General features: G+C 63.4%; 20 protein-coding genes. 11 read left to right on the top strand and 9 right to left on the bottom strand.

The genetic code is table 11. The features are described from left to right. Positions 1–87 precede the first annotated feature (87 nt). Positions 88–1,455 carry a M20/M25/M40 family metallo-hydrolase gene (locus tag ACNHGR_RS04480; protein ID WP_475284280.1) on the bottom strand — a complete coding sequence of 456 codons (1,368 nt, stop codon included), beginning with the start codon at positions 1,453–1,455 and terminating at the stop codon, positions 88–90. 113 nt (positions 1,456–1,568) lie between these two features. Between ACNHGR_RS04480 and ettA the strand changes: the two genes are divergently transcribed. Continuing rightward, positions 1,569–3,254 (top strand): energy-dependent translational throttle protein EttA, encoded by a 1,686-nt coding sequence (ettA, locus tag ACNHGR_RS04475; RefSeq protein ID WP_184265020.1) that lies wholly within the window; start codon positions 1,569–1,571, stop codon positions 3,252–3,254. A 20-nt stretch (positions 3,255–3,274) separates the two neighbouring features. Then, entirely contained in the window at positions 3,275–4,396 is a 1,122-nt protein-coding gene (locus tag ACNHGR_RS04470; protein WP_475284279.1) for a 5-methyltetrahydropteroyltriglutamate--homocysteine S-methyltransferase, read from the top strand. A gap of 146 nt (positions 4,397–4,542) precedes the next feature. Here the strand turns inward: ACNHGR_RS04470 and ACNHGR_RS04465 are convergent, their stop codons facing one another. The 4 genes from ACNHGR_RS04465 to ACNHGR_RS04450 all read right to left on the bottom strand — a co-directional run bounded on the left by ACNHGR_RS04465 (position 4,543) and on the right by ACNHGR_RS04450 (position 7,405). Beyond that, positions 4,543–5,550, bottom strand: coding sequence for a cytochrome-c peroxidase (locus tag ACNHGR_RS04465; protein WP_475284278.1), 1,008 nt, complete (start codon positions 5,548–5,550; stop codon positions 4,543–4,545). A gap of 124 nt (positions 5,551–5,674) precedes the next feature. Further along, the gene (locus tag ACNHGR_RS04460; RefSeq protein WP_475284277.1) at positions 5,675–5,950 is read right to left on the bottom strand and encodes an acylphosphatase; all 276 of its coding nucleotides are present in this window, start codon (positions 5,948–5,950) and stop codon (positions 5,675–5,677) included. Between the two features lie 4 nt (positions 5,951–5,954). Next, entirely contained in the window at positions 5,955–6,752 is a 798-nt protein-coding gene (locus tag ACNHGR_RS04455) for an NYN domain-containing protein (RefSeq protein WP_475284276.1), read from the bottom strand. A 14-nt stretch (positions 6,753–6,766) separates the two neighbouring features. After that, the gene (locus ACNHGR_RS04450; RefSeq protein WP_475284275.1) at positions 6,767–7,405 is read right to left on the bottom strand and encodes a carbonic anhydrase; all 639 of its coding nucleotides are present in this window, start codon (positions 7,403–7,405) and stop codon (positions 6,767–6,769) included. Between the two features lie 9 nt (positions 7,406–7,414). Here ACNHGR_RS04450 and lipA point away from each other — a divergent pair, with 9 nt between their 5' ends. Together lipA and ACNHGR_RS04440 are read left to right on the top strand one after the other, a co-directional pair. Beyond that, the gene (gene lipA, locus ACNHGR_RS04445; RefSeq protein WP_184265010.1) at positions 7,415–8,428 is read left to right on the top strand and encodes a lipoyl synthase; all 1,014 of its coding nucleotides are present in this window, start codon (positions 7,415–7,417) and stop codon (positions 8,426–8,428) included. A gap of 7 nt (positions 8,429–8,435) precedes the next feature. Beyond that, positions 8,436–8,909: a type II toxin-antitoxin system RatA family toxin gene (locus ACNHGR_RS04440; RefSeq protein ID WP_184265007.1), complete on the top strand. Its 474-nt coding sequence runs from the start codon at positions 8,436–8,438 to the stop codon at positions 8,907–8,909. Here ACNHGR_RS04440 and ACNHGR_RS04435 read toward each other — a convergent pair. Together ACNHGR_RS04435 and ACNHGR_RS04430 are read right to left on the bottom strand one after the other, a co-directional pair. Then, positions 8,858–9,373 (bottom strand): CinA family protein, encoded by a 516-nt coding sequence (locus ACNHGR_RS04435; protein WP_475284274.1) that lies wholly within the window; start codon positions 9,371–9,373, stop codon positions 8,858–8,860. The genes ACNHGR_RS04440 and ACNHGR_RS04435 overlap by 52 nt on opposite strands. A 4-nt stretch (positions 9,374–9,377) precedes the next feature. Then, the gene (locus ACNHGR_RS04430; RefSeq protein WP_475284273.1) at positions 9,378–10,559 is read right to left on the bottom strand and encodes a bifunctional 2-C-methyl-D-erythritol 4-phosphate cytidylyltransferase/2-C-methyl-D-erythritol 2,4-cyclodiphosphate synthase; all 1,182 of its coding nucleotides are present in this window, start codon (positions 10,557–10,559) and stop codon (positions 9,378–9,380) included. A 114-nt stretch (positions 10,560–10,673) separates the two neighbouring features. Here ACNHGR_RS04430 and dusB point away from each other — a divergent pair, with 114 nt between their 5' ends. The 7 genes from dusB to hflX all read left to right on the top strand — a co-directional run bounded on the left by dusB (position 10,674) and on the right by hflX (position 20,163). Beyond that, the gene (gene dusB, locus ACNHGR_RS04425; protein WP_475284272.1) at positions 10,674–11,711 is read left to right on the top strand and encodes a tRNA dihydrouridine synthase DusB; all 1,038 of its coding nucleotides are present in this window, start codon (positions 10,674–10,676) and stop codon (positions 11,709–11,711) included. Beyond that, entirely contained in the window at positions 11,708–12,817 is a 1,110-nt protein-coding gene (locus ACNHGR_RS04420) for a two-component system sensor histidine kinase NtrB (protein WP_475284271.1), read from the top strand. Before dusB ends, ACNHGR_RS04420 begins: the two co-directional genes overlap by 4 nt. Beyond that, positions 12,817–14,262, top strand: coding sequence for a nitrogen regulation protein NR(I) (gene ntrC / locus ACNHGR_RS04415; protein WP_475284270.1), 1,446 nt, complete (start codon positions 12,817–12,819; stop codon positions 14,260–14,262). The genes ACNHGR_RS04420 and ntrC overlap by 1 nt, the downstream gene beginning before the upstream one ends. A 133-nt stretch (positions 14,263–14,395) precedes the next feature. After that, positions 14,396–16,651: a sensor histidine kinase gene (locus tag ACNHGR_RS04410; RefSeq protein ID WP_475284269.1), complete on the top strand. Its 2,256-nt coding sequence runs from the start codon at positions 14,396–14,398 to the stop codon at positions 16,649–16,651. Further along, on the top strand, positions 16,641–18,011 hold the full coding sequence (ntrX, locus tag ACNHGR_RS04405; RefSeq protein WP_184264994.1) for a nitrogen assimilation response regulator NtrX: 1,371 nt from the start codon (positions 16,641–16,643) through the stop codon (positions 18,009–18,011). Before ACNHGR_RS04410 ends, ntrX begins: the two co-directional genes overlap by 11 nt. Positions 18,012–18,183: 172 nt before the next feature. Then, positions 18,184–18,678: an RNA chaperone Hfq gene (gene hfq / locus ACNHGR_RS04400; protein ID WP_120250149.1), complete on the top strand. Its 495-nt coding sequence runs from the start codon at positions 18,184–18,186 to the stop codon at positions 18,676–18,678. A gap of 144 nt (positions 18,679–18,822) precedes the next feature. After that, on the top strand, positions 18,823–20,163 hold the full coding sequence (gene hflX, locus ACNHGR_RS04395; RefSeq protein WP_475284268.1) for a GTPase HflX: 1,341 nt from the start codon (positions 18,823–18,825) through the stop codon (positions 20,161–20,163). Positions 20,164–20,185: 22 nt separating this feature from the next. Here hflX and ACNHGR_RS04390 read toward each other — a convergent pair whose 3' ends face one another. Both ACNHGR_RS04390 and mazG read right to left on the bottom strand, forming a co-directional pair. Further along, positions 20,186–20,731: a tetratricopeptide repeat protein gene (locus tag ACNHGR_RS04390; RefSeq protein WP_475284267.1), complete on the bottom strand. Its 546-nt coding sequence runs from the start codon at positions 20,729–20,731 to the stop codon at positions 20,186–20,188. A 115-nt stretch (positions 20,732–20,846) separates the two neighbouring features. Beyond that, positions 20,847–21,626, bottom strand: a complete 780-nt coding sequence (gene mazG / locus ACNHGR_RS04385; RefSeq protein ID WP_475284266.1) for a nucleoside triphosphate pyrophosphohydrolase — start codon at positions 21,624–21,626, stop codon at positions 20,847–20,849. Positions 21,627–21,718: the final 92 nt, after the last annotated feature.

Genomic DNA, 21,718 nt, shown 5'->3' with positions numbered 1-21,718 from the left:
ATTAACGTGTGCGTTGCACAAATCAATGCTTTTCTGCGCCGGTGAGACGATGGAATCACGCGGCAGAGCGTTGTCTACTATAAAAGTTCAGTTAACGCCCATGGATTCTGGCGCATTGGCGACAAGGTTCAACGTCACGGCCCAGGCGGCGACATTCTGTCGCAACTGGGTCGGATCGACCTTGTCCAGCGTGTCGTCGGGCGTGTGGTGGATGTCGAAATAGCGGGTGCCATCCTGTTGCAGGTCGATCACCGGAACACCGGCATCGACCAGCGGTTCGATGTCCGATCCGCCATGCGCCTTGTCCCGGCTGGGGACGATGCCAAGCGGCGCCAACGCCTGCGCGATGCGGCCGGCCAGGGCGTCATGCCCGGTCGGCAGGGCGAAGTCGACGCGCCAGACCTTGTCGGCGCCAAAGTCCGATTCCGCCACCAGCGCATGAGGCTCCTTGCCATGGGCGGCGTAATAGGCCCGGCCACCGTCTCCGCCGACCTCCTCCGCGCCTGCGAAAAGGACGCGGATCGTGCGGCGCGGCTGGCCGGCCTTTGCCACTTGCAACGCCGCAGCGGCGATGATGCCGCAGCCCGACGCATCATCAATGGCACCGGTGCCCTGGTCCCAACTGTCGAGGTGGCAGGCGGCGACGACCAGCCCGGCCTTGGGGTCGCTGCCAGGGATCTCCGCGATGACATTGCCCGACGGCTGATCCTTCAGGCGCTTCGATACAGCGGTCAGGTGCACGCGAACCGGCTTCCCGCGCGCAGCCACGCGGGCCAGTTGCTCGGCATCGGGCACGCTCAGCGCCACGGCCGGGATCGGCGTCACGCCTTCGGCCCACATCTGTACGCCGGTATGGGCGATGCGATGATGATCGGTGCCGATCGACTTGACCAGAATGGCGATCGCGCCCTTCTTGGCTGCCACGCTCGGCCCCTGACGCCGGGCGGCGCCATAATAGCCATAGCCGGAGCCATCCTGCGCCGCCTTCATCTCATGGCTGACGAAGGCGATCTTGCCCTTCAGGCTACCGTCGGGGGCGGCCTGCAAATCCGCGATAGTCGGGAAGTAGACGATCTCGCCCTCAATCCCTGCCTCGGGCGTGGAGCCGCTATTGCCCAGCGCCGCCACGACCAGATTTTGCGGGAAGGGGCTGACGATATGGGCTTCATCGCGCACGCGCTGCCATACAGGCATCTTATAGGGTTCGGCCCGGACATTGGAAAAACCCAGTGCCTTCAGCTTCGCCACCGACCAGTCGCGGGCAAGCGCTTCCTGCGCGGTGCCGGCGGGGCGGGGGCCGACTTCGGTCGTCAGCCCTTCGGTAATGTCCCACGCGACATCGTCCTTCAGCGCGGCCTCGCGAATCGTGCCGCTGTCGGCCGCGTGGGCCATGGCGGGGATGAGAATGCTGCCAAGGAGGAGGGCGGCGAGCGGACCCGATCGGATTTTCTGCATGGGTGAAGGCGTAACGGGCCATCCCCCATTTGCCAATATGTTCCGCGTCCGCTAACTCGGCGCAGATTTTTCAAACCGACTTTCCCGTCCTGATTTCGGAGCAGCGCGCACCTATGTCCGCATCCTCGCAATATGCCTATGTCATGAAGAGCATGACGAAGACCTTCCCCGGCGCGGCCAAGCCGGTGCTGAACAATATCAACCTGCAATTCTATCGCGGGTCGAAGATCGGCATCGTTGGCCCGAACGGCGCGGGCAAGTCGACCCTGATCAAGATCATGGCCGGCATCGACACCGATTTCAGCGGCGAAGCCTGGCCGGGCGAGAATGTGACCGTCGGCTATCTGCCGCAGGAACCGCAGCTTGATCCCAACAAGACGGTGCTGGAAAACGTCAAGGACGGCGCCCGCGAGATCGCGGACAAGATGGACCGTTTCAACGAGATCAGTATGATCATGGCCGATCCGCCGGAAGACGTCGATTTCGACGCGCTGATGGAGGAAATGGGCACGCTCCAGGAACAGATCGACGCGGTTGACGGCTGGACGCTCGACAACCAGCTCGAAATCGCAATGGAAGCGCTGCGCTGTCCGCCGTCGGACTGGTCGGTGGAAAGCCTGTCGGGTGGTGAGAAGCGCCGCATCGCGCTGACCCGCCTGCTGATCCAGAAGCCCGACATCCTGCTGCTCGACGAGCCGACCAACCATCTGGATGCCGAAAGCGTCACCTGGCTGGAAAATCATCTGAAGGAATATGCGGGGTCGGTCCTGATGATCACCCACGATCGCTATTTCCTCGACAATGTCGTGGGCTGGATTCTGGAACTCGATCGCGGAAAATATTTCCCCTATGAAGGCAACTACTCTACCTACCTGGAGAAGAAGGCCAAGCGTCTGGAGCAGGAAGATCGCGAAGCGACCGGCCGCCAGAAGGCTATCAACGACGAACTGGAGTGGATCAGGCAGGGCGTCAAAGGCCGCCAGACTAAGTCCAAGGCGCGTATCAAGAAGTTCGAGGAACTGGTCGCCAGCCAGAATAATCGCTCGCCCGGCAAGGCGCAGATCGTCATTCAGGTGCCCGAGCGGCTGGGCGGCAAGGTGATCGAGTTCAAGGGCATTTCCAAGGCGTTCGGCGACAAGCTGCTGTTCGAGGATCTGTCCTTCCTGCTGCCGCCGGGCGGCATCGTAGGCGTGATCGGGCCGAACGGCGCGGGTAAATCGACCCTGTTCAAGCTCATCACCGGGCAGGAACAGCCCGATTCGGGCGAGATCGACATTGGCACGACCGTGCGTCTGGGCTTCGTCGACCAGAGCCGCGATCATCTCGACGACAGCAAGAATGTCTGGGAGGAAGTGTCGGACGGCCTCGACTATGTAAAGGTCAACGGGCACGACATGTCGACCCGTGCCTATGTCGGCGCCTTCAACTTCAAGGGGCAGGACCAGCAGAAGAATGTCGGCAAGCTGTCGGGCGGTGAACGCAACCGCGTCCACATTGCCAAAATGCTGAAAAAGGGCGGCAACGTGCTGCTGCTCGACGAACCGACCAACGATCTTGACGTCGAAACGCTGGGCGCGCTGGAAGAGGCAATCGAGAATTTCGCAGGCTGCGCCGTGGTTATCAGCCATGACCGCTTCTTCCTCGATCGCCTCGCCACGCACATCCTCGCTTTCGAAGGCAACAGCCATGTCGAATGGTTCGAGGGCAATTTCGAAGCCTATGAAGAAGATAAGCGCCGTCGCCTGGGCGATGCGGCCGATCGGCCGACCGCACTGGCCTACAAGAAGCTGACGCGCTGATCTTCATAGAGAGTATCGAAATGACGAATTTCGCATCGCCCGCACGGGCGGATCATGTCGGGTCGCTGCTGCGGCCCGCCACGGTCACGGCCGCGCGCAAGGCCTTCTTCGAGGATGGCGCTATCACGCGGGAAGACCTGACCGTCGTGGAGGATGCCGCGATCATCGACGCGGTGAAGATGCAGGAAGCGGTGGGCCTCAAGGTCGTCACCGACGGCGAAATCCGCCGGTCCTTTTGGCATTATGATTTCATGGGAGGGTTGACCGGTTTCGACCTGGAGCAGCGCGATCCGGAAGAGGGCGCGCAGTTCCATGGCGTGAAGTTGCGTCCCACTTTCCCAGTCATCAATGGCAAGCTGGATTTTCCGGCCGATCATCCGATGCTGGACCATTTCCGATTTCTGGCCGCCCATACGAGCGTTACGCCGAAAATCTCGATCCCGGGGCCTAGCTGCTGCCATTTCCGCACAGCCAAGGCCGATATCCGCGTACCGGAATATGCCGATCTGGACGTGCTGTTCGCCGATCTGTCGGCGACTTATGCCAAGGCGGTTGCGGCCTTTTACGATGCGGGCTGCCGCTATCTGCAAATGGACGATATCTTCTTCGCCTATCTGTGCGATCCCAAGCATCGTGCGCAGAAAGCGGCGGAAGGCGTCGATCCCGACTGGCTGATCACCGCCTATGCCCGCATGATGCACGAAGCGATCAAGGACCGCCCGTCCGACATGCTGATCGGTATGCACATGTGCCGCGGCAATTTCCGCTCCACCTGGGCCGCCGAGGGCGCCTATGATCTGGCGGCGGACGCCATCTTCAACCAGACCGGCGTCGACCTGTTCTTCATGGAATATGACAGCGAACGGGCTGGTGGCCTGGAACCGCTGCGTTTCCTCGCCAAGGGCAGCCAGCGCGTCTATCCCGGCTTCATCACGACCAAGACGCCCGATCTGGAACCGGTGGATCAGCTCAAGCGTCAGATCGAGGAAGCGGCCAGGTTTGCCGATATCGACCAGTTGGGCATTGCGCCGCAATGCGGCTTTGCTTCGACGGAAGAGGGCAATGCCATCACCGCCGACGAGCAAAAGGCAAAGCTGGAACTGGTCGTGCGGACGGCCGAGGCGATTTGGGGTACCGCCTGACCATTAGCCGGCGATTGCAGTTTTTGCAATCGCGGCTGAATTTTTCGCAATTGCGATGGTGGCGCTAACATTTCATAGAGAGCGGGCCTTTCAGGCATCCTCTCCTAAAAACTTTCAGGGCTGATCCTCACGGATCGGCCCTTTTTTTATCCGATCGATACCGGGCAGGCGGCCGGCGGCGGCCCCAGGGCGCTGTTGGACAGGAACGCGCGATCGGTCAGCGAATCGAGGAAGGCGAGCAAGGCGCTCATGTCGACATCGACCAGTTGCGCGGCAGCATGGCGGCGGATCGCGGCTTCGATGCTGGAGCTTTGCCCGTCATGCAGCCATGGGCCGGTCACCGCGACATTGCGCAGCGAGGGCGTCCGAAAGCGTTCGGGCGGCGGCTCGAAACCGGGCGGTGGCGGCTTGCCGCCATAGAGGCTGTTGTCTGCCTCGCCCAGCGCGGCGGTACCGACATAATGGACCTGCCCATCGGTAAAATCCGGCCCGCCATGGCAGGATGTGCAGCCCGCCGCCGCAAATTGCGCCGCGCCTTTCCGGGCGAGCCGTGACAGCCTGCCCCGGTCATAGGGACTGCCGAAGGAAATCATGGTCCGCTGGAACGCGCCCAGTGCTGCCGTCACCTTCGTGTAGGTCGCACCGGTCGCGGCTTTCGGGAACGCCTGCGCCAACAGCCGGCGGTAGCAGGCGTCGGCATCCAGTCGCGGGCCAAGGTCGGCTTCATTTCCCGCCATGCCCATCTCGACCGGCTTCGTCCCGGTCATCGGCACCATCGCCTGTGCTTCGAGCGAATGGAGGCCGGCTTCGGTCCAGGTGAAACCGCTGCGCCAGGCAAGATTGACCAGTCCCGGCACATTGCGCACCCCCATGTCACCGGTCACGCCGACATGGGTGGGCTGGCCATCGCTGAAGCCGCGCGCCTGCTGGTGGCAATCGGCGCACGCCATGCTACCGTCCTGCGACAAGGCCCGATCATAGAAGAGGCGCCGGCCCAGCGCGACCTTCGCGGCGGTCATGCCATTGTCGGCCGGAACGGCGGGTGCGGTGACGCCGGCGGGCAGATGCGGCCAGCGCCATGCGGGCTTTCCGGCCATCACCCCGGTCGCCAGCAAGCATGTTCCACCCACGATCGCCGCTATCGTTACCCGCAAGGCCTGTCCCCTTCACCCATGCAAGACGCAGGAGGCTGCCCGATCCGCAGGGGGACGTAAAGCGGGGGCATGGCCGTGAATGTCGGAGAGGTTTCGGCAGCGTCAGCCGGAACTATAGGGGCTATTATGCCGTCGGGCGCTTCTCGAAGGAAGAAAAAGACCCCAGCGGTACATCGCTTGCGGCGATCCGGGCGACCTTGGCTGCAATCGGCCCGTCATGGGCCAGGGCCACAAACTGTGCGACAGCCGTTTCATCGCCCTCGATCACTGCCTCGACGCTGCCATCCGCCCGGTTGCGGACCCAGCCGGTGAGGCCCAGTTTGCGCGCGGTGTCCACCGTCCAGGCGCGATACCAGACGCCCTGCACCCGGCCATGGATCATCAGATGCCGGGCGATCATCGTCTCATTTGACCCGCTTGATCCAGGTCTGCCCGCCTTCGCGCACTTCGGTGATGAAATTGGGGATAGCGGCGACCAGATCGGACAGGCGCTTATAGCCAAAGTTGCGCACGTCGAAGCTGGAGCGGTTGCCCACGCGCTGTCCCACCGGCCCCAGCGCCACGAAACCGCGCTCATCCCGCTTGGCTTCGTCATAGGCGTCGATCAGCAGGCGCACGACTTCCTCGTCCACCGCCTGCCGCTGGGGCTGGGCAGGGGGAGGCGGTGGGGGTGTTGCCGGAGCGCTTTTGGCAGGCGCCGTCTTCGCTGTCGTCGCCTTCTTCACCGGCGCCTTGGCCACGACCGGCACCGCGGCGGGCTTAAGCGCCGCTATGTCGAGAAAGCGCGTGCAGGCGCGACGAAAGCCTTCGGGCGTATTGGCCGACCCGAAGCCATAGACCGGAATGCCTTGCTGGCGGATGCGCGTCGCCAGCGGGGTAAAGTCGCTGTCACTGGACATCAGGCCAAAGCCATCGACCCGGCCCGACGCCATCAGGTCCATGGCATCGATCGTCATCTTCATGTCGGTGGCGTTCTTGCCCTTGGTCAGGTCGAACTGCTGTTGCGGCTCGATCGCATGGGCGACCGACAGGGCGGCCCAGTTCTTGAGCGTCGCCTTGCTCCAATTGCCATAGGCGCGGCGGATATTCACTGTGCCCAGTTCCGCCAGCACGGTCATCACCGAATCGAAATGCGCCGCCGACGCATTGTCCGCGTCGATCAGCAGGGCGATATTGCCGCGGCCATCCTGCCCCGTTGCCATGACGTCAGTCTCCTTCAGGCGGGCGCGAACGTGCCGCTTGCCTCGTCCAGCAGATGCAACTGCCCGTCGGAGATGGCGAAGAAACTGCCGACCAGCTTCAGTTCGCCGCTCTTTTCCTTGGCGCGCACGCAGGGGAAACTGCGCAGGTTGGCAAGGCTCACCTTCACGCCTTCCTGCTCCATGGCGCGCTCGACCTCACGGTCGCGCTGCTCGCCATATTGCTCCACCACCACATCGCGGGCGCCGTCCAGCAACTCGATCCAGTTATGGATGAAGCCGCCTTCGCCCGGAGGCGCATCCTTCAGATCCTGACTGAGGGCCGCCTTGCAACCCCCGCATTTCCCGTGGCCCATGACCACGATCTCGCCGACCTTCAGCACCTGGACGGCAAATTCCAGCGCCGCGGACACGCCGTGCCAGCCGGGATTGGTTTCGAACGGCGGCACCAGCGCGGCCACATTGCGCACGACGAAAATCTCGCCGGGGCTGGTGTCGAAAATCTGCGCCGGATCGACGCGGCTGTCCGAGCAGGCGATCACCATCACCTTGGGGCTTTGCCCCTCGTTCAGTTCATCCCATCGCTCGCGCTGCTGGCTCCAGCCGGTGTTGCGGAAGCGGCGGTAGCCGGCGATCATGTCTGCAAAGTCGGTCATGGCCGGCAGATGTGCCGCACAAAGACAGGACTGGCAAGAGCGGCCCCGCATCGCTATCTGGGGCGCATGAACGACATCAGCCCGATCCCCGTGCCCGAAAAGCCCGCCAATAATCCCGAACGCGTTCGCAAACCCGACTGGATTCGCGTCAAGGCGCCGACCAGCAAGGGCTATAATGAAACGCGTCAGTTGATGCGGGACAAGAAACTGGCGACGGTGTGCGAGGAAGCGGCCTGCCCGAACATCGGCGAATGCTGGACGAAGAAGCACGCCACGGTGATGATCCTGGGCGATGTGTGCACCCGCGCCTGCGCCTTCTGCAACGTCAAGACCGGCATGCCGCGCAAGGTCGATCCCAATGAACCGCAGAATCTGGCTGATGCCTGCGCCGAAATGGGTCTGGAACATATCGTCATCACCTCGGTCGACCGCGACGATCTGCCCGATGGTGGCGCCTCGCAGTTCGTGAAGGTGATCGAGGCGCTCCGCCGCACGACGCCCAATACGACGATCGAGATACTGACCCCCGACTTCCGCAACAAGCATGAGCGCGCGGTCGAAATGATCGTCACGGCGCGCCCGGACGTCTATAATCACAATCTGGAGACGGTTCCGCGCCTCTACCCGACCATTCGCCCTGGCGCGCGTTATTATGCGTCGCTGCGCCTGCTCGAATCGGTCAAGCGGCTGGACCCGTCGATCTTCACCAAGTCGGGCATCATGCTGGGCCTGGGCGAGGAGCGGCTGGAAGTGCATCAGGTGATGGACGACATGCGATCGGCCGACATCGACTTCCTGACCATGGGCCAGTATCTTCAGCCCACGCCCAAGCACGCCAAGGTGATGGAATTCGTCACTCCGGCGGCGTTCAACGCCTATGCGGCGATCGCGCGGGCCAAGGGCTTCCTTCAGGTGGCGTCCAGTCCGCTCACGCGCTCCAGCTATCATGCCGGCAAGGATTTTGCCGAAATGAAGGCGGCGCGCGACGCGAAGCTCGCCAAGGCGGCGCTGGCGAAGGCCTGATAGCTCCATGCCCAAGCATCAGGAAACGCGCCGGCTGCCCTATACGCCGACGCAGATGTTCGATCTGGTGTCGGACGTCGCCGCCTATCCGCAATTCCTGCCCTGGATCAGCGCCATCCGCGTTCGCTCCGACAGTGAGACCGAAATGGTCGCGGACATGATCGTCGGCTTCAAGGGGGTGAAGGAAAGCTTCACCTCCCGCGTCCACAAGCATCGCCCGGATCATGTCCGGGTCGATTATCTCGACGGGCCGCTCAAGCATCTCCACAATGAATGGGCCTTCCGCGACGACGGGCAGGGCGGGGTGCTGGTGGATTTCGAGGTTGAGTTCGAATTCAAGAACCGGCTGTTCGAAATGCTGGCCGGCCAGTTTTTCGACAAGGCGCTGCGCAAGATGATCGGCGCGTTCGAGGCTCGCGCCGCGGACCTCTATGCCGGTGATTCGGGCAGCAACAGTTCCAGCGCGCACAGCGCCGCCTGAAGCCGCACGCCGCCCCGGCCATTATCCTCAAAATGATGCATGTCGGCCACGACCTTGTCGGGGCTGGCGCCGCGTTCGGCGCGGGCGAAGACGACGGTGCCGACCGGCTTCTGCTCGCTGCCGCCGCCCGGCCCGGCGATGCCGGTGATGGCGACCGCGACATGGGAATGGCTTTTCTTCAGCGCGCCCTGCGCCATGGCCCAGGCGGTCGCGATCGAGACGGCCCCGAATGTGTCCAGCACATCATGCGAAACTTTCAGAAGTTCCGCCTTCATGTCATTGGAATAGGTAATGAAACCGGCGTCGAAAACATCGGATGAACCGGCAATTTCAGTGAGCGCGGCGGACACGAGTCCCCCGGTGCAGCTTTCCGCGACCGCAATCGTGCGCCCGGCGCGCCGATTGGCGATGATGACCTTTTCGGCGAGTTCGACCAACGGGGCCGGCAGGATCGTATCTGGCATGGGTTCAGGATAGCGCGGGAAGGGACAGGGTGGCAACCGCCTGCGCGGCAATGCCTTCGCGCCGGCCCGCAAAACCCAGCCGCTCGGTCGTCGTCGCCTTCACGCTCACGCGATCTATTGGCACGTCCAGTATCTCCGCGATGCGCGCGCGCATGGCATCGCGATGCGGACCGATCTTGGGCGCCTCGCAGATGATGGTCAGGTCGATATGTTCGATCAGGCCGTTACGTGCAGCCACCCGATCGCGGGCATAGGCGAGGAAGCGGTCGGATGACGCCCCGCGCCATTGCGCATCGGATGGCGGGAAATGGCTGCCGATATCCCCTTCCGCCAGCGCGCCGAGCATCGCGTCGACAATGGCATGGAGGGCGACGTCGGCATCGCTATGGCCGGCAAGGCCGCGGTCATGGGGGACCAATACGCCGCCCAGCCACAATAGCTCGTTCGGGGCGAGGCGGTGGACGTCATAGCCCATGCCGACGCGGGTGCTACGCGGCGTGGCAAGGGCTGCCTCGGCACGGGCGAAATCCTGTGGGTAGGTCAATTTCTCAAGCCTTTCATCGCCCTGCACCAAAATGACGTCATGGCCCCAGGCCCTCAATATCTGCGCGTCGTCGGTCGCCTCGCGGCTATCATCCCATGCGCGATGTGCCGCCAATATGGCGTCTAAGCGGAAAGCCTGCGGTGTCTGCACCCGATGCAGCCCGGCCCGGTCCACGCCATCACCCATGATGTCGCCATCGCCGCGCACCAACGTATCGGCGACGGGCAGGGCAGGGATGGCGCCCTTCGCGCTGTCCAGTGCATCCAGCAGCCGGTCGATCACCGCGTCGGGCAGGAAGGGGCGGGCGGCGTCGTGGATCAGGACGATATCCGCCCCACCTGCCGTCGCGATCGCTTCCAGGCCTGCGCGCACCGATCCGCGGCGGCTGTCGGCCCCAGTGACGAAGGTCGCGGTCCGTTCGCCCAGCAGCGCACGCGCCTGATCCGCCTGTCCCTCGCCCAGTACAATATGGACGCTTTCGATCCCGCCATGCGCCGCCAGCGCGTCATGGGCGTGAGCCAGCACCGCCTTGCCGGCGACAATGCGGAACTGTTTGGGAAGGTTACCGCCGGCCCGGCTACCCTGGCCGGCCGCGACGATCAGGGCGACGATCTTGTTATGGGATGTCATGCCACGGCGCATAGCGGGTCGCGGGACGGACCGAAAGGGGGAGTCACTAAAGGTGACTGGCTTGCCGCCCGACCCATTTTCCGCTAAGGGCTGCCTGTTTTTTAGGCAGTATTTCGAAACAAGATCATGCGCAAACTTGCTCCCATCTCCATCGGTCCGGTGACCATCGACATGCCGGTCGTGCTGGCCCCGATGACCGGCGTCACCGACATGCCCTTCCGCACGCTGGTCCGCCGCTATGGTTCTGGCCTCAACGTAACGGAAATGGTCGCGTCGGCAGCGATGATCCGCGAGACGCGCCAGTCGCTGCAAAAGGCGGCCTGGCATCCGCTGGAAGAGCCGGTGTCGATGCAGCTGGCCGGCTGCTCGCCCACGGAAATGGCCGATGCGGCCAAGCTGAACGCCGATCGCGGCGCGGCGATCATCGACATCAATATGGGCTGCCCGGTAAAGAAGGTCGTCAACGGTGACGCAGGCAGCGCGTTGATGCGTGACCTGCCGCTGGCCGCCTCGCTCATCAAGGCGACGGTGGAGGCGGTCGACGTGCCCGTCACGGTAAAGATGCGCATGGGCTGGGATCATTCGAGCCTCAACGCCCCCGAACTCGCCCATATCGCCGAGGATCTGGGCGCCAGGCTTATCACCGTCCATGGTCGTACCCGCAACCAGATGTACAAGGGATCGGCCGACTGGGCCTTTGTCCGCACGGTCAAGGATGCGGTCAAGCTGCCCGTGATCGTCAATGGCGACATCTGCTCGATCGAGGATGCCGATACCGCCCTGGAACAGAGCGGCGCCGACGGCGTGATGATCGGTCGCGGCGCTTATGGCCGGCCCTGGCTGATCGGTCAGGTCATAGCTTGGCTCACCGACGGCGCGCGCGTTGCCGATCCGTCGCTGGAAGAGCAATATCGTGTGATCGTAGAGCATTATCACGCGATGCTGGAACATTATGACAGGCATACCGGCGTCAATATGGCGCGCAAGCATATCGGTTGGTATACCAAGGGGCTGACCGGTTCGGCCGAATTCCGCAACGCCGTCAACCAGCAGCCCGATGCCGATGTGGTGCTGGACATGCTGGCCCGTTTCTACGAACCGCTGATCGCCAGCGGGCTGGATGCGGAAGCTCTGCGCGCAGCGGCCTTGCGCAAGGCTGCATGACTACAGTGCTGACGACCGTCCCGCCGCTTCGCATGCAGCAGGACGGGCCTTCGCTGACCGAACAGATGACGGCATTGCCGGTCGCGACCCTGCTGGTGCGGCCGGACAATTGCATATCCGAAGCCAATGTCCGGGCCGAAACCCTGCTCAACATGGCGCGATCGGCGATCATCGGCAGCGATGTGGCGCGGACCATCCGCATCGCCGAAGCGGGCGCGCGCTTCGACATCTGGCACAGCAACAAGCCGATCGCGGCCTATGACATCAAGGTCCATGCCGGCCGCACCGCCGAAATGGAGGTGGACCTGATGATCTCGCCGATCGTCGATCATGATGGCTGGCGGGTCGTTTCGCTCCATGCCCAGAGCCAGGCGCGCAAGATCGGTCATCGCGGGTCGGCGGGCGGCGCCCGTTCCGCCATGGGCGCCGCGGCCATATTGGCGCATGAGATCAAGAACCCGCTGTCGGGCATTCGTGGCGCCGCGCAACTTCTGGAATCCAGCCATGGCGGTCGCGACGCCGCGCTGACCCAACTCATCTGTAACGAAGTGGACCGGATCGCCGCGCTGATCGACCGGATGCAGGATTTCACGACCGACCGGACGTTGGAATGCCATGCCGGCAACATCTATCCGCTGATCGACCGGGCGGCCGGGATTGCGGCGGCTGGATTTGCAAAAAATATAAAGATTATAAAGCATTATGATCCATCCTTGCCGTTCGCCAACATCAATGATGATGCGCTGGTGCAGGTGATGATAAATCTCCTCAAGAATGCGGCAGAAGCGCTTGAATATGTTGATAAGCCGCGTATCCGGGTGGAGACGGCCTTTCGTCATGGCGTGTCCGTGGTGGTAGGCGACGGCAAGGGCAGCGCGGTGCTGCCGATCGAAATTCTCGTCATCGACAATGGACCCGGCGTGCCCGAACATATTCTCGACCATCTGTTCAATCCCTTCATCACCGGCAAGCGGGACGGGCAGGGGCTGGGCCTGGCGCTGGTGGACAAGCTGGTTCGGGACATGAGCGGCTTTGTCCAATATTCGCGCGATACCGAAGCGGGCGAATCCACCTTCCGCATCCTCCTGCCGATGAGCATGGGCTGATGGCCACGACCGGCACCATATTGGTGGTGGATGACGATCCCGCCATCTGCGTCGTGGTGGGGGAGGCGCTGCGCCGGCAGGGGCATAAGGTGAAGACCGCTGCGTCCATCCGTGAACGCAGCGCCCTGATGGACAGTTTCGCGCCCGACATCCTCATCACCGACGTGATGCTGCCCGACGGCGACGGGCTGGACGGCGTGGCCGATATCATCGCGGGGCGCCCCGACCTCAACGTCATCATTCTCTCGGCGCAGAACACGCTCAACACCGCGATCCGCGCTACGGAGAAGGGCGCGTTCGAATATCTGCCCAAACCCTTCGACCTCAACGAACTGACCCGTGCCGTGTCCGATGCGCTCGGCACGCGCCAGAGCGCGGAGGCGCAGGATGGCGAACCCGGCCTGCCGCATGACGGCCTGCCCCTCGTCGGTCGATCGCCGGCGATGCAGGAAGTCTATCGCACCATCGCTCGCGTCCTTTCCAACGACCTTTCCATATTGGTTCTGGGCGAATCGGGGACCGGCAAGGAACTGGTCGCCGAAGCGATCCACAGCCTTGGCCAGCGCCGCACCAAGCCGTTCGTTGCGATCAACATGGCGGCGATCCCGCGTGAACTGATCGAGGCGGAACTGTTCGGCTATGAAAAGGGCGCCTTCACGGGCGCCCATGCCCGCACCGCCGGCAAGTTCGAGCAGGCGCAGGGCGGCACGCTATTTCTCGACGAAATTGGCGACATGCCGATGGAGGCGCAGACGCGCCTGCTGCGCGTGCTCCAGTCGGGCGAGGTGACGACGGTCGGCGGGTCGAAGCCGGTGCGGGTCAATGTCCGCATCATCGCGGCGACCAACAAGGATCTGCCGCAACTCATCGAGGACGGTCGTTTCCGCCAGGATCTTTATTATCGCCTCAACGTGGTGCCCATCGCGCTGCCGGCGCTGCGGGAACGGCGCGAGGATGTGATCCTGCTCGCCCGGCATTTCATGGAGCGGGCCGCGCAGGAAGGATTGCCGCGCAAGGCGCTGGCGGATGACGCGGCGCAACTGCTGATGGCCTATCACTGGCCGGGCAATGTGCGTGAGTTGCAAAATCTGATGCAGCGCCTGTCGGTGCTGAGCCGCGAAAATGTCATCACGGCGGAGATTTTGCGCCACATGCTGCCGCTGGACGCGGTGCCGGCCGACTATGCCGCGCCCGCCGATCAACTGGCCCATGCCGTGCGCGAATGGGCCAGGCGGCAATTGGGCGTCGGCCTCGCCCAGCCCAATCGGGCGCTGCATGACGATCTGCTGGCGGTGGTCGAGCCGATCCTGTTGCAGGAAGTGCTCTCCAGCGTCGATGGCAACCAGATCCGGGCGGCTGGCCTGCTGGGCATCAACCGCAATACGCTGCGCAAGAAGCTGACCGACTATGGGCTGGACCCCATGCAGTTGCGATTGAACGACTGATCGGGCTGATCTCCGGTCGGTCCGCCCCTCAATCCTTTGCCGGGACGAACCGACGGTCTGCGTCGACCAGCGACAGGGTTTTAATCAAATACTGTGTTTGAACGGGCACGGTCCTTGTTGTAACAAAGCCACTATGAACGGCGCGACGACACTCCCCAAGCGGGCATCGGCATGGCGGAGGCAATTGCCGGCCTTCCTGCGCGGTGGCCGTCTGGCGGCACTGGTCGAAGCCTTCACCCTGGCCCTGTTCCTGGGCATGGCGGGTCTGACCTATTATACCCTGTCTGGCAGCGGCCAGTCCTACACGCTGCTGACCCCGCCGATCGTGGCGCTGCTGCTGGTGGCCAACCTGGTGCCGGCGATCGCGCTGCTGATGCTGCTGGGACGGCGCGTGGCGAAGCGGCGCGCGGCCCAGTCCGCGATCGGCAGCGATGGGCAGTTGCACGTTCGGCTGGTGGCCATCTTCTCGATCGTTGCCAGCGTGCCGATGCTGCTGGTCGTGATCTTCGCGTCCTTGCTGTTCCAATATGGCGTGCAATTCTGGTTCTCGGACAGCGCGCGCAACATGCTCCAGAATGCGAGCGATCTGGCGCGTGGCTATTATGAGCAGAATTTGCGCGAAGTCGGCGACGAAACGGTCACCATGTCGAGCGACCTGCGCAAGGAATTGCTGGATTCGCAGGTCAACAGCCCGCGTTTTGCCGAATATCTCCTCTATCAGGTGGTCGGTCGGAAGCTAAGCCGCGCCGCGATCATCGAACTGGGCAAGGACGGCATTGCCCGCACCGCCGCCACGGTCGACCCGGAAAACCGCCCTGCCGCCGACAAGTTGACGCCCGAAGTCGTCAAGCGGCTGGGCGAGGGCGAGACGATCGTCGTCCAGACCCGCAATAATCAGATCGACGCGGTGACGTTGCTGTACCCCGGCTCCAAAGTCTATCTCTACGCTTCCCGCAATGCGGACAGTTCTTCCTTCTCCAATGTCGCGCGCGCCCAGAAGGTGCTGTCGGATTACGACCTGTTTGCGGCACAATCCCGCGCGCTTCAGTTGCGCTTCAACATCGCGCTGTTTGTGGGATCGCTGCTGCTGGTGGGCATCGCCGTCTATATCGCGCTGGCGGTGGCGGACTGGATGGTGCGACCGGTCAATGAACTGGTGACGGCCGCGCGGCGGATCACGGCGGGCGACCTGTCGGCGCGCGTCACAGGGCACAAGTCGCGCGACGAGATCGGTACGCTGGCCGCCGCCTTCAATCGGATGACGCAAAGGCTGGAGGCCCAGACGGGTGCGCTGGTTGCGGCCAATAGCCAGTTGGATGAACGGCGCGCCTTTATCGAGGCGATCCTGTCCGGCGTCAGCGCCGGCGTGCTGTCGGTCGATTTCGAAGGTGTGGTGCAGTTGCTCAACAGTTCGGCGGCCGCAATTCTGGTCGATGAGGGCGACGATCCGGTGGGCCGCCCGCTGCTCAAGGTGTCGCCCGAACTGGCCGAGTTCATCGCGTCGGAGGACAGTGCCGGCATCGTGCAGGTGCGCGCGCATGGCGACCTGCGGACGCTGGCGGTCAAGCGCTCGCAGGACGCATCGCGTCATATCCTCACCTTCGACGACATCACCCAGCAACTGTCCGACCAGCGCCGCGCCGCATGGTCCGACGTCGCCCGCCGTATCGCGCATGAGATCAAGAACCCGCTCACCCCGATCCAACTGGCGGCCGAGCGTCTCCAGCGCCGCTATTCGGAGGAGGTGACGAGCGACAAGGCGACCTTCACCCGGCTGACCGGCACCATCGTGCGGCAGGTGGGCGACCTGCGCCGCATCGTCGACGAATTTTCCTCCTTCGCCCGCATGCCCAAGCCTGTCTTCCGGCGGGAGGCGGTGGGCGACATCGCGCGCCACGCCCTGTTCCTGCATGAGGTCGCGCACCCCGATATCCGCTTCGAATATGCGGCGGACCTGCCCGATCTGGACATGGTGTGCGACCGCCGGCAATTGGGACAGGCCTTGACGAATATCGTCAAGAATGCCGTTGAAGCCATTGAACAAAAGCCTTTTTCTGAAAGTGAAGGGCCGCGCGGCCATGTCCGCATGGCGCTTAGTCAGGCGGGCGATGACATCATCATCACCGTTCGGGATGACGGTATCGGGCTGCCGCCCGAACGCGACCGGATATTGGAACCATATATGACGACGCGGTCCAAGGGGACGGGCCTTGGCCTCGCCATCGTCAAGAAGATTGTCGAAGAGCATCTGGGGGAGATCCGCTTCGACGATGCACAGGGGGGAGGCGCATGTGTGACATTGCGCTTCGCCGCAGGGGCGCTCGAAAAAATGGAAGAAGGGCAGGTTATTGCCCTCCCAAAAGGAAAAGTGACGGCCAATGGCGCTTGATATTCTGATTGTCGACGATGAAGAGGACATTCGCGATCTGGTCGCGGGCGTGCTGGAAGATGAAGGCTTCACGACGCGGACCGCCGCCAACAGCGACAGCGCGATCGACGCGCTGGACAGCCGGCGTCCCTCGCTGGTCCTGCTCGACGTCTGGTTGCAGGGCTCCCGCATGGACGGGCTGGAACTGCTCGATGAGATCAAGCGCCGCGATGCCACCATCCCGGTGCTGATGATTTCCGGCCATGGCAATATCGACACGGCGGTGGCCGCCATCCGTAAGGGCGCGGCCGACTTCATCGAAAAGCCGTTCGAGGCCGACCGCCTGCTCCACCTCGTCAGTCGCGCGACCGAAACGGAACGGCTGCGGCGCGAAAATCAGGTGCTGCGCGCCCGTTTCGGCCAGGATGACGAACTGACCGGCACATCGGCGTCGATCAACGGCGTCCGGGCCACGATCAAGAAGGTTGCCGGCACCGGCAGCCGCGTTCTCATTTCCGGCCCTGCCGGCGTCGGCAAGGAAGTCGCCGCGCGCATGCTCCACAGCTGGAGTGGCCGGGCCGACTCGCCCTTCATCATCGTCGCCGCGGCGCGCATGGACCCGGACCGGGTCGAGGAGGAACTGTTCGGGGTCGAAGATCCCAGCGGCCTCGTCCGTCCCGGTTTCCTGGAGCAGGCCCATGGCGGCACGCTCTATCTGGACGAAATCGCCGACATGCCACTCACGACGCAGGGCAAGATCCTGCGCGTGCTTACCGACCAGAGCTTTACCCGCGTCGGTGGCCAGCGACAGGTGAAGGTCGACGTCCGCGTCATTTCCTCGACCGCGCTCAATCTGGCCGGCGAGATCGAGGAACGGCGTTTCCGCGAGGATCTGTTCTACCGCCTCAACGTCGTGCCGCTGGCCATCCCGCCATTGTCGGAGCGGCGCGATGATATTCCGCCGCTGGTCGAACATTATCTCGCCCGCTTCGCGGCCGAACGTCGTGTCCAGCCGCCCGAAATCGCGAGCGACGCCATGGCCGCGCTTCAGGCGAATGAATGGCCCGGCAATGTCCGCCAGCTGCGCAACGTTATCGAGCGGACGATGATCCTGGCGCCGGGCGACCGGATCGGCCGGATCGAACTGGACATGCTGCCCGCCGAACTCACCAGCGGCGGCGGCGGGGAGGGGATGGGCCAATCCGCGATCATGGGCGCCCCGCTGCGTGAGGCGCGCGAGAGTTTCGAGCGCGAATATCTGCGCATCCAGATTCGCCGCTTCTCTGGCAATATTTCGCGCACGGCGACCTTCATCGGCATGGAGCGGTCCGCGCTGCACCGCAAACTCAAGCTGCTCGGCATCACCGAAGGCAAGGATTGAGGGGATTTGCGAAGGGGTATCCAATCGATTGCCGAACTTTTGCCAAAGCGCATCTGCGGCATGGACGCCCCTTCGCAATTGCGATAGGATCGCACCCGCTCCCGACAGGCGGGGGCGAGCAAGACATCCTGCTTAGGATGCGAGAGCGGGTAACGTCCCGCCAAGAAAAGGACTGGCGACGACCATGGCCGACAAAGTAAACAACCTTCAGGATATTTTCCTCAACAGCCTGCGCAAGAGCAAGACCCCGGTGACCATGTTCCTGGTCAAGGGCGTGAAGTTGCAGGGCATCATCACCTGGTTCGACAATTTTTCCGTGCTGCTGCGCCGCGATGGCCAGTCGCAGCTGGTCTACAAGCACGCCATTTCCACGGTCATGCCGGCCGCGTCGATGGACCTGACGGACCTGCGCAAGGCTAGCGACGGCAATGGCAAGTCCAAGCTGTTGCAGGAAATCTTCCTGTCGGCCGTCCGCAAGTCGGGTAGTCCGGTGACGATGTTCCTGGTCAATGGCGTGATGCTCCAGGGTGAAATCGCCGCCTTCGACCTGTTCTGCATGCTGCTCGAACGCGATGGCATGGTACAGCTCGTCTACAAGCACGCCATTTCGACGGTCCAGCCGCTCCATGCGCTCGACCTGACCGGCGAAAACGAACAGGATGATTGATCCGGCTTGCCGGTTCGTCCCACACCACCGTTCGCCCTGAGCCTGTCGAAGGGCGCCTGTCATGGGCGCGCGCTTCGACACGCTCGGCAAGAACGGTGGTTGGTAATATGTGGACCTCTGGCAATCCCGGTGCTTTAAGCCGCCATGGCCATATTCAACCGCGACTCCGATGACGAAGTGGCGCGCGGCGCGCGCGCTGTCGTCGTCCATGCCGAAACCCATAATGCCGACCGCCGCGACAGCGATGCCCGGCTGGAAGAAGCGCGTGGCCTGGCCCTCGCCATCGGCATAGACGTGCGCGCCGCGCAGGCTTTCCGCGTCCGCGATCGTAAGCCCGCAACCCTGTTCGGCAGCGGTCAGGTGGACCAGATCGCAACGCTCGCGCGGCAGGAAGAGGCCGAACTCATCATCGTCGACAACAGCCTGTCGCCGGTGCAGCAAAGCAATCTGGAAAAGGCGTGCGAGGCCAAGGTCATCGATCGCACCGGCCTGATCCTCGAAATCTTCGGCGAGCGCGCCGCCACCAATGAAGGGCGGTTGCAGGTCGAACTCGCCCATCTCGACTATCAGGCCGGTCGCCTCGTCCGCAGTTGGACCCACCTTGAGCGTCAGCGCGGCGGCTTCGGCTTTCTCGGCGGTCCGGGTGAAACCCAGATCGAGGCGGACAGGCGCATGATCCGCGATCGCATGGCGAAGATCCGCCGCGAACTGGATCAGGTGACGCGCACCCGCGGCCTGCACCGCGCCCGGCGTCAGCGCGCACCTTGGCCAGTGATTGCGCTGGTCGGCTATACCAACGCTGGCAAATCCACACTGTTCAACCGGATGACCGGCGCTACCGTCATGGCGGAAGACCTGCTCTTCGCCACGCTCGATCCCACCATGCGCCAGATCGCGCTGCCGGGACTGGACAAGGCGATCCTGTCCGACACGGTCGGTTTCGTGTCCGACCTGCCGACCCAGTTGATCGCCGCCTTCCGCGCGACGCTGGAGGAAGTGCTGTCGGCCGACCTCATCGTCCATGTCCGCGATATCGCCCACCCCGATAGCGAGGCGCAGCGCGACGATGTGCTGGATGTGCTCGGCGAACTGGGCGTTGCAGGCGAAGCGGCGCTGGATCGCGGGGAAGGGCAGCCGGAACCGCCGCCGATCCTGGAAGCGTGGAACAAGCTCGACCTGCTGAGCGAGGAGGATGCCGCGATCGTGCGGGAAACTGCGGCGCGCCGCGACGATGTCGTCATTCTCTCGGCCTTGACCGGGGAGGGGGTGGACCTGCTCCAGCGCACGATCAGCGATCGCATGACGCGCGGCGCAAAGGTCTATGGCCTGCGCATCCCGGTATCGGACGGCGCGACGCTGGCCTGGCTGCACGAACATGGCGAGGTACTGGGCAGCAGCATCGAGGGTGAGGAAAGCCGCGTCGACGTGCGCCTGTCGGACGCCGCTTTCGCCCGTTATTCCAAGCGCGGCAAGGGCCAGGCTTGACGGCCTGCGCCGCGGCAACCGGTCAGATCAGCGCTTTTTCCACCACGGAGATAGCCTGCTCCAACGGCTTGGCGCGGTCGCAATCGCTGCGGCATTTTTCCTGCTGGTAACGCAGCTTGTCCAATATCGCCTCGGCCGCATCGCGATTGCCGAGGCGAATTTCCGCGAGTGCCAGTCCTGACATCGCGCCCGGATAGCCGTTGCGCCCGCTGTACAGGCTCCTTTCGAAATAACGCCGCGCTGCCGCCGCATCGCCCAGACCCAGCTTCGTAACACCCTTCAGAAAGCGCAGTTGCTTGCTGCTCGTATCGCTCATCAACCGGGTCAGCAGCGCATCGGCCTCCGCATAATGGCCGGCAGCGATCAGGCGCCGCGCGCGCTCCACATGTCCATCCCGCATGGGTGCGCGTGACAGGGACGGCGAACCATAGCTGTCGGTCGAGCCGGGAATGGCACTGCCATTATTGAAGTGAATGCCGGATATGCCGGCCACCGGCTGGGCCTGTGGTTGCGCAAAGGCCGGCGTCGCGACAGCGATGTACAGGGGCAGAAGGACAGTCAGGCGCATAACATACTCCTCCGTCTTGATGAGGAAAATCTATGGGCCTTGCAGGGGTTTGTCAATTATAGGTTTTAATTCAGAACCTTGTCTGGACTATGTCTGCGGTCCGACAATGGCCGGATCACCCGGCTTTTTCCTGCTGCTTCGCCTTCTGCCAAAGCCCCTCCTTTTCATCCAGGGACAGGGCTGCAAAGGCGTCGCCCGCTTGGGCTTCCATCGAACGGAAACGACGGTCGAACTTGGCATTGCCTTTTCTGAGAGCCGTTTCCGGATCGACTTTCAGATGGCGTGCGAGGTTGACCACGGCGAATAACAGGTCGCCCACTTCTTCTTCGCGCTCGTCCTGCGTCACCGCTTCGCGCACTTCATCCAGTTCCTCGACAATCTTGTCGATTACGCGAACGGTTTCTGGCCAGTCGAAACCAGTGCGGGCGGCCCGCTTCTGCAATTTTTCGGCACGCAGCAGGGCGGGCAGGGCGGTCGCCACGCCGGCCAGGGCGCTTGGGTCAGGATCTTTTTCCGCGCGCTCGGCGGCCTTGATCGCTTCCCATTGCGCATGGCCATCCTCCCGGCGCGCGCCTTCGCCAAAGACATGGGGATGGCGCCGCACCATCTTCTGCGTGATGGCGTCGATCACATCCTGTAGCGCGAAATGTCCGGCCTGTTCCGCCATGCGGCTGTGGAACGCAACCTGGAGCAGCAGGTCGCCCAGTTCATCGCGCAACGCATCCATGTCGTTGCGCTCGACCGCATCGGCGACCTCATAGGCTTCCTCGATGGTATAGGGCGCAATCGACGCGAAATCCTGCTGGATATCCCAAGGGCAACCGGTGTCGGGATCACGCAGCCGTGCCATGACGTCGGCTAGCGGCATGATGTCGGCGGGACTGGCTTTGGACATGGGGCGCGGATCTCTGATGAAAGGGACAGGCTGGCGATAGGGGCTGCGCGGCGCCTTGGCCAGTCTGCATGACGACTGACTATATAAGTACG

The sequence above is a fragment of the Sphingobium sp. RS1 genome, from assembly GCF_056156825.1.
This window is presented reverse-complemented; position numbering and strand designations above follow the sequence as displayed.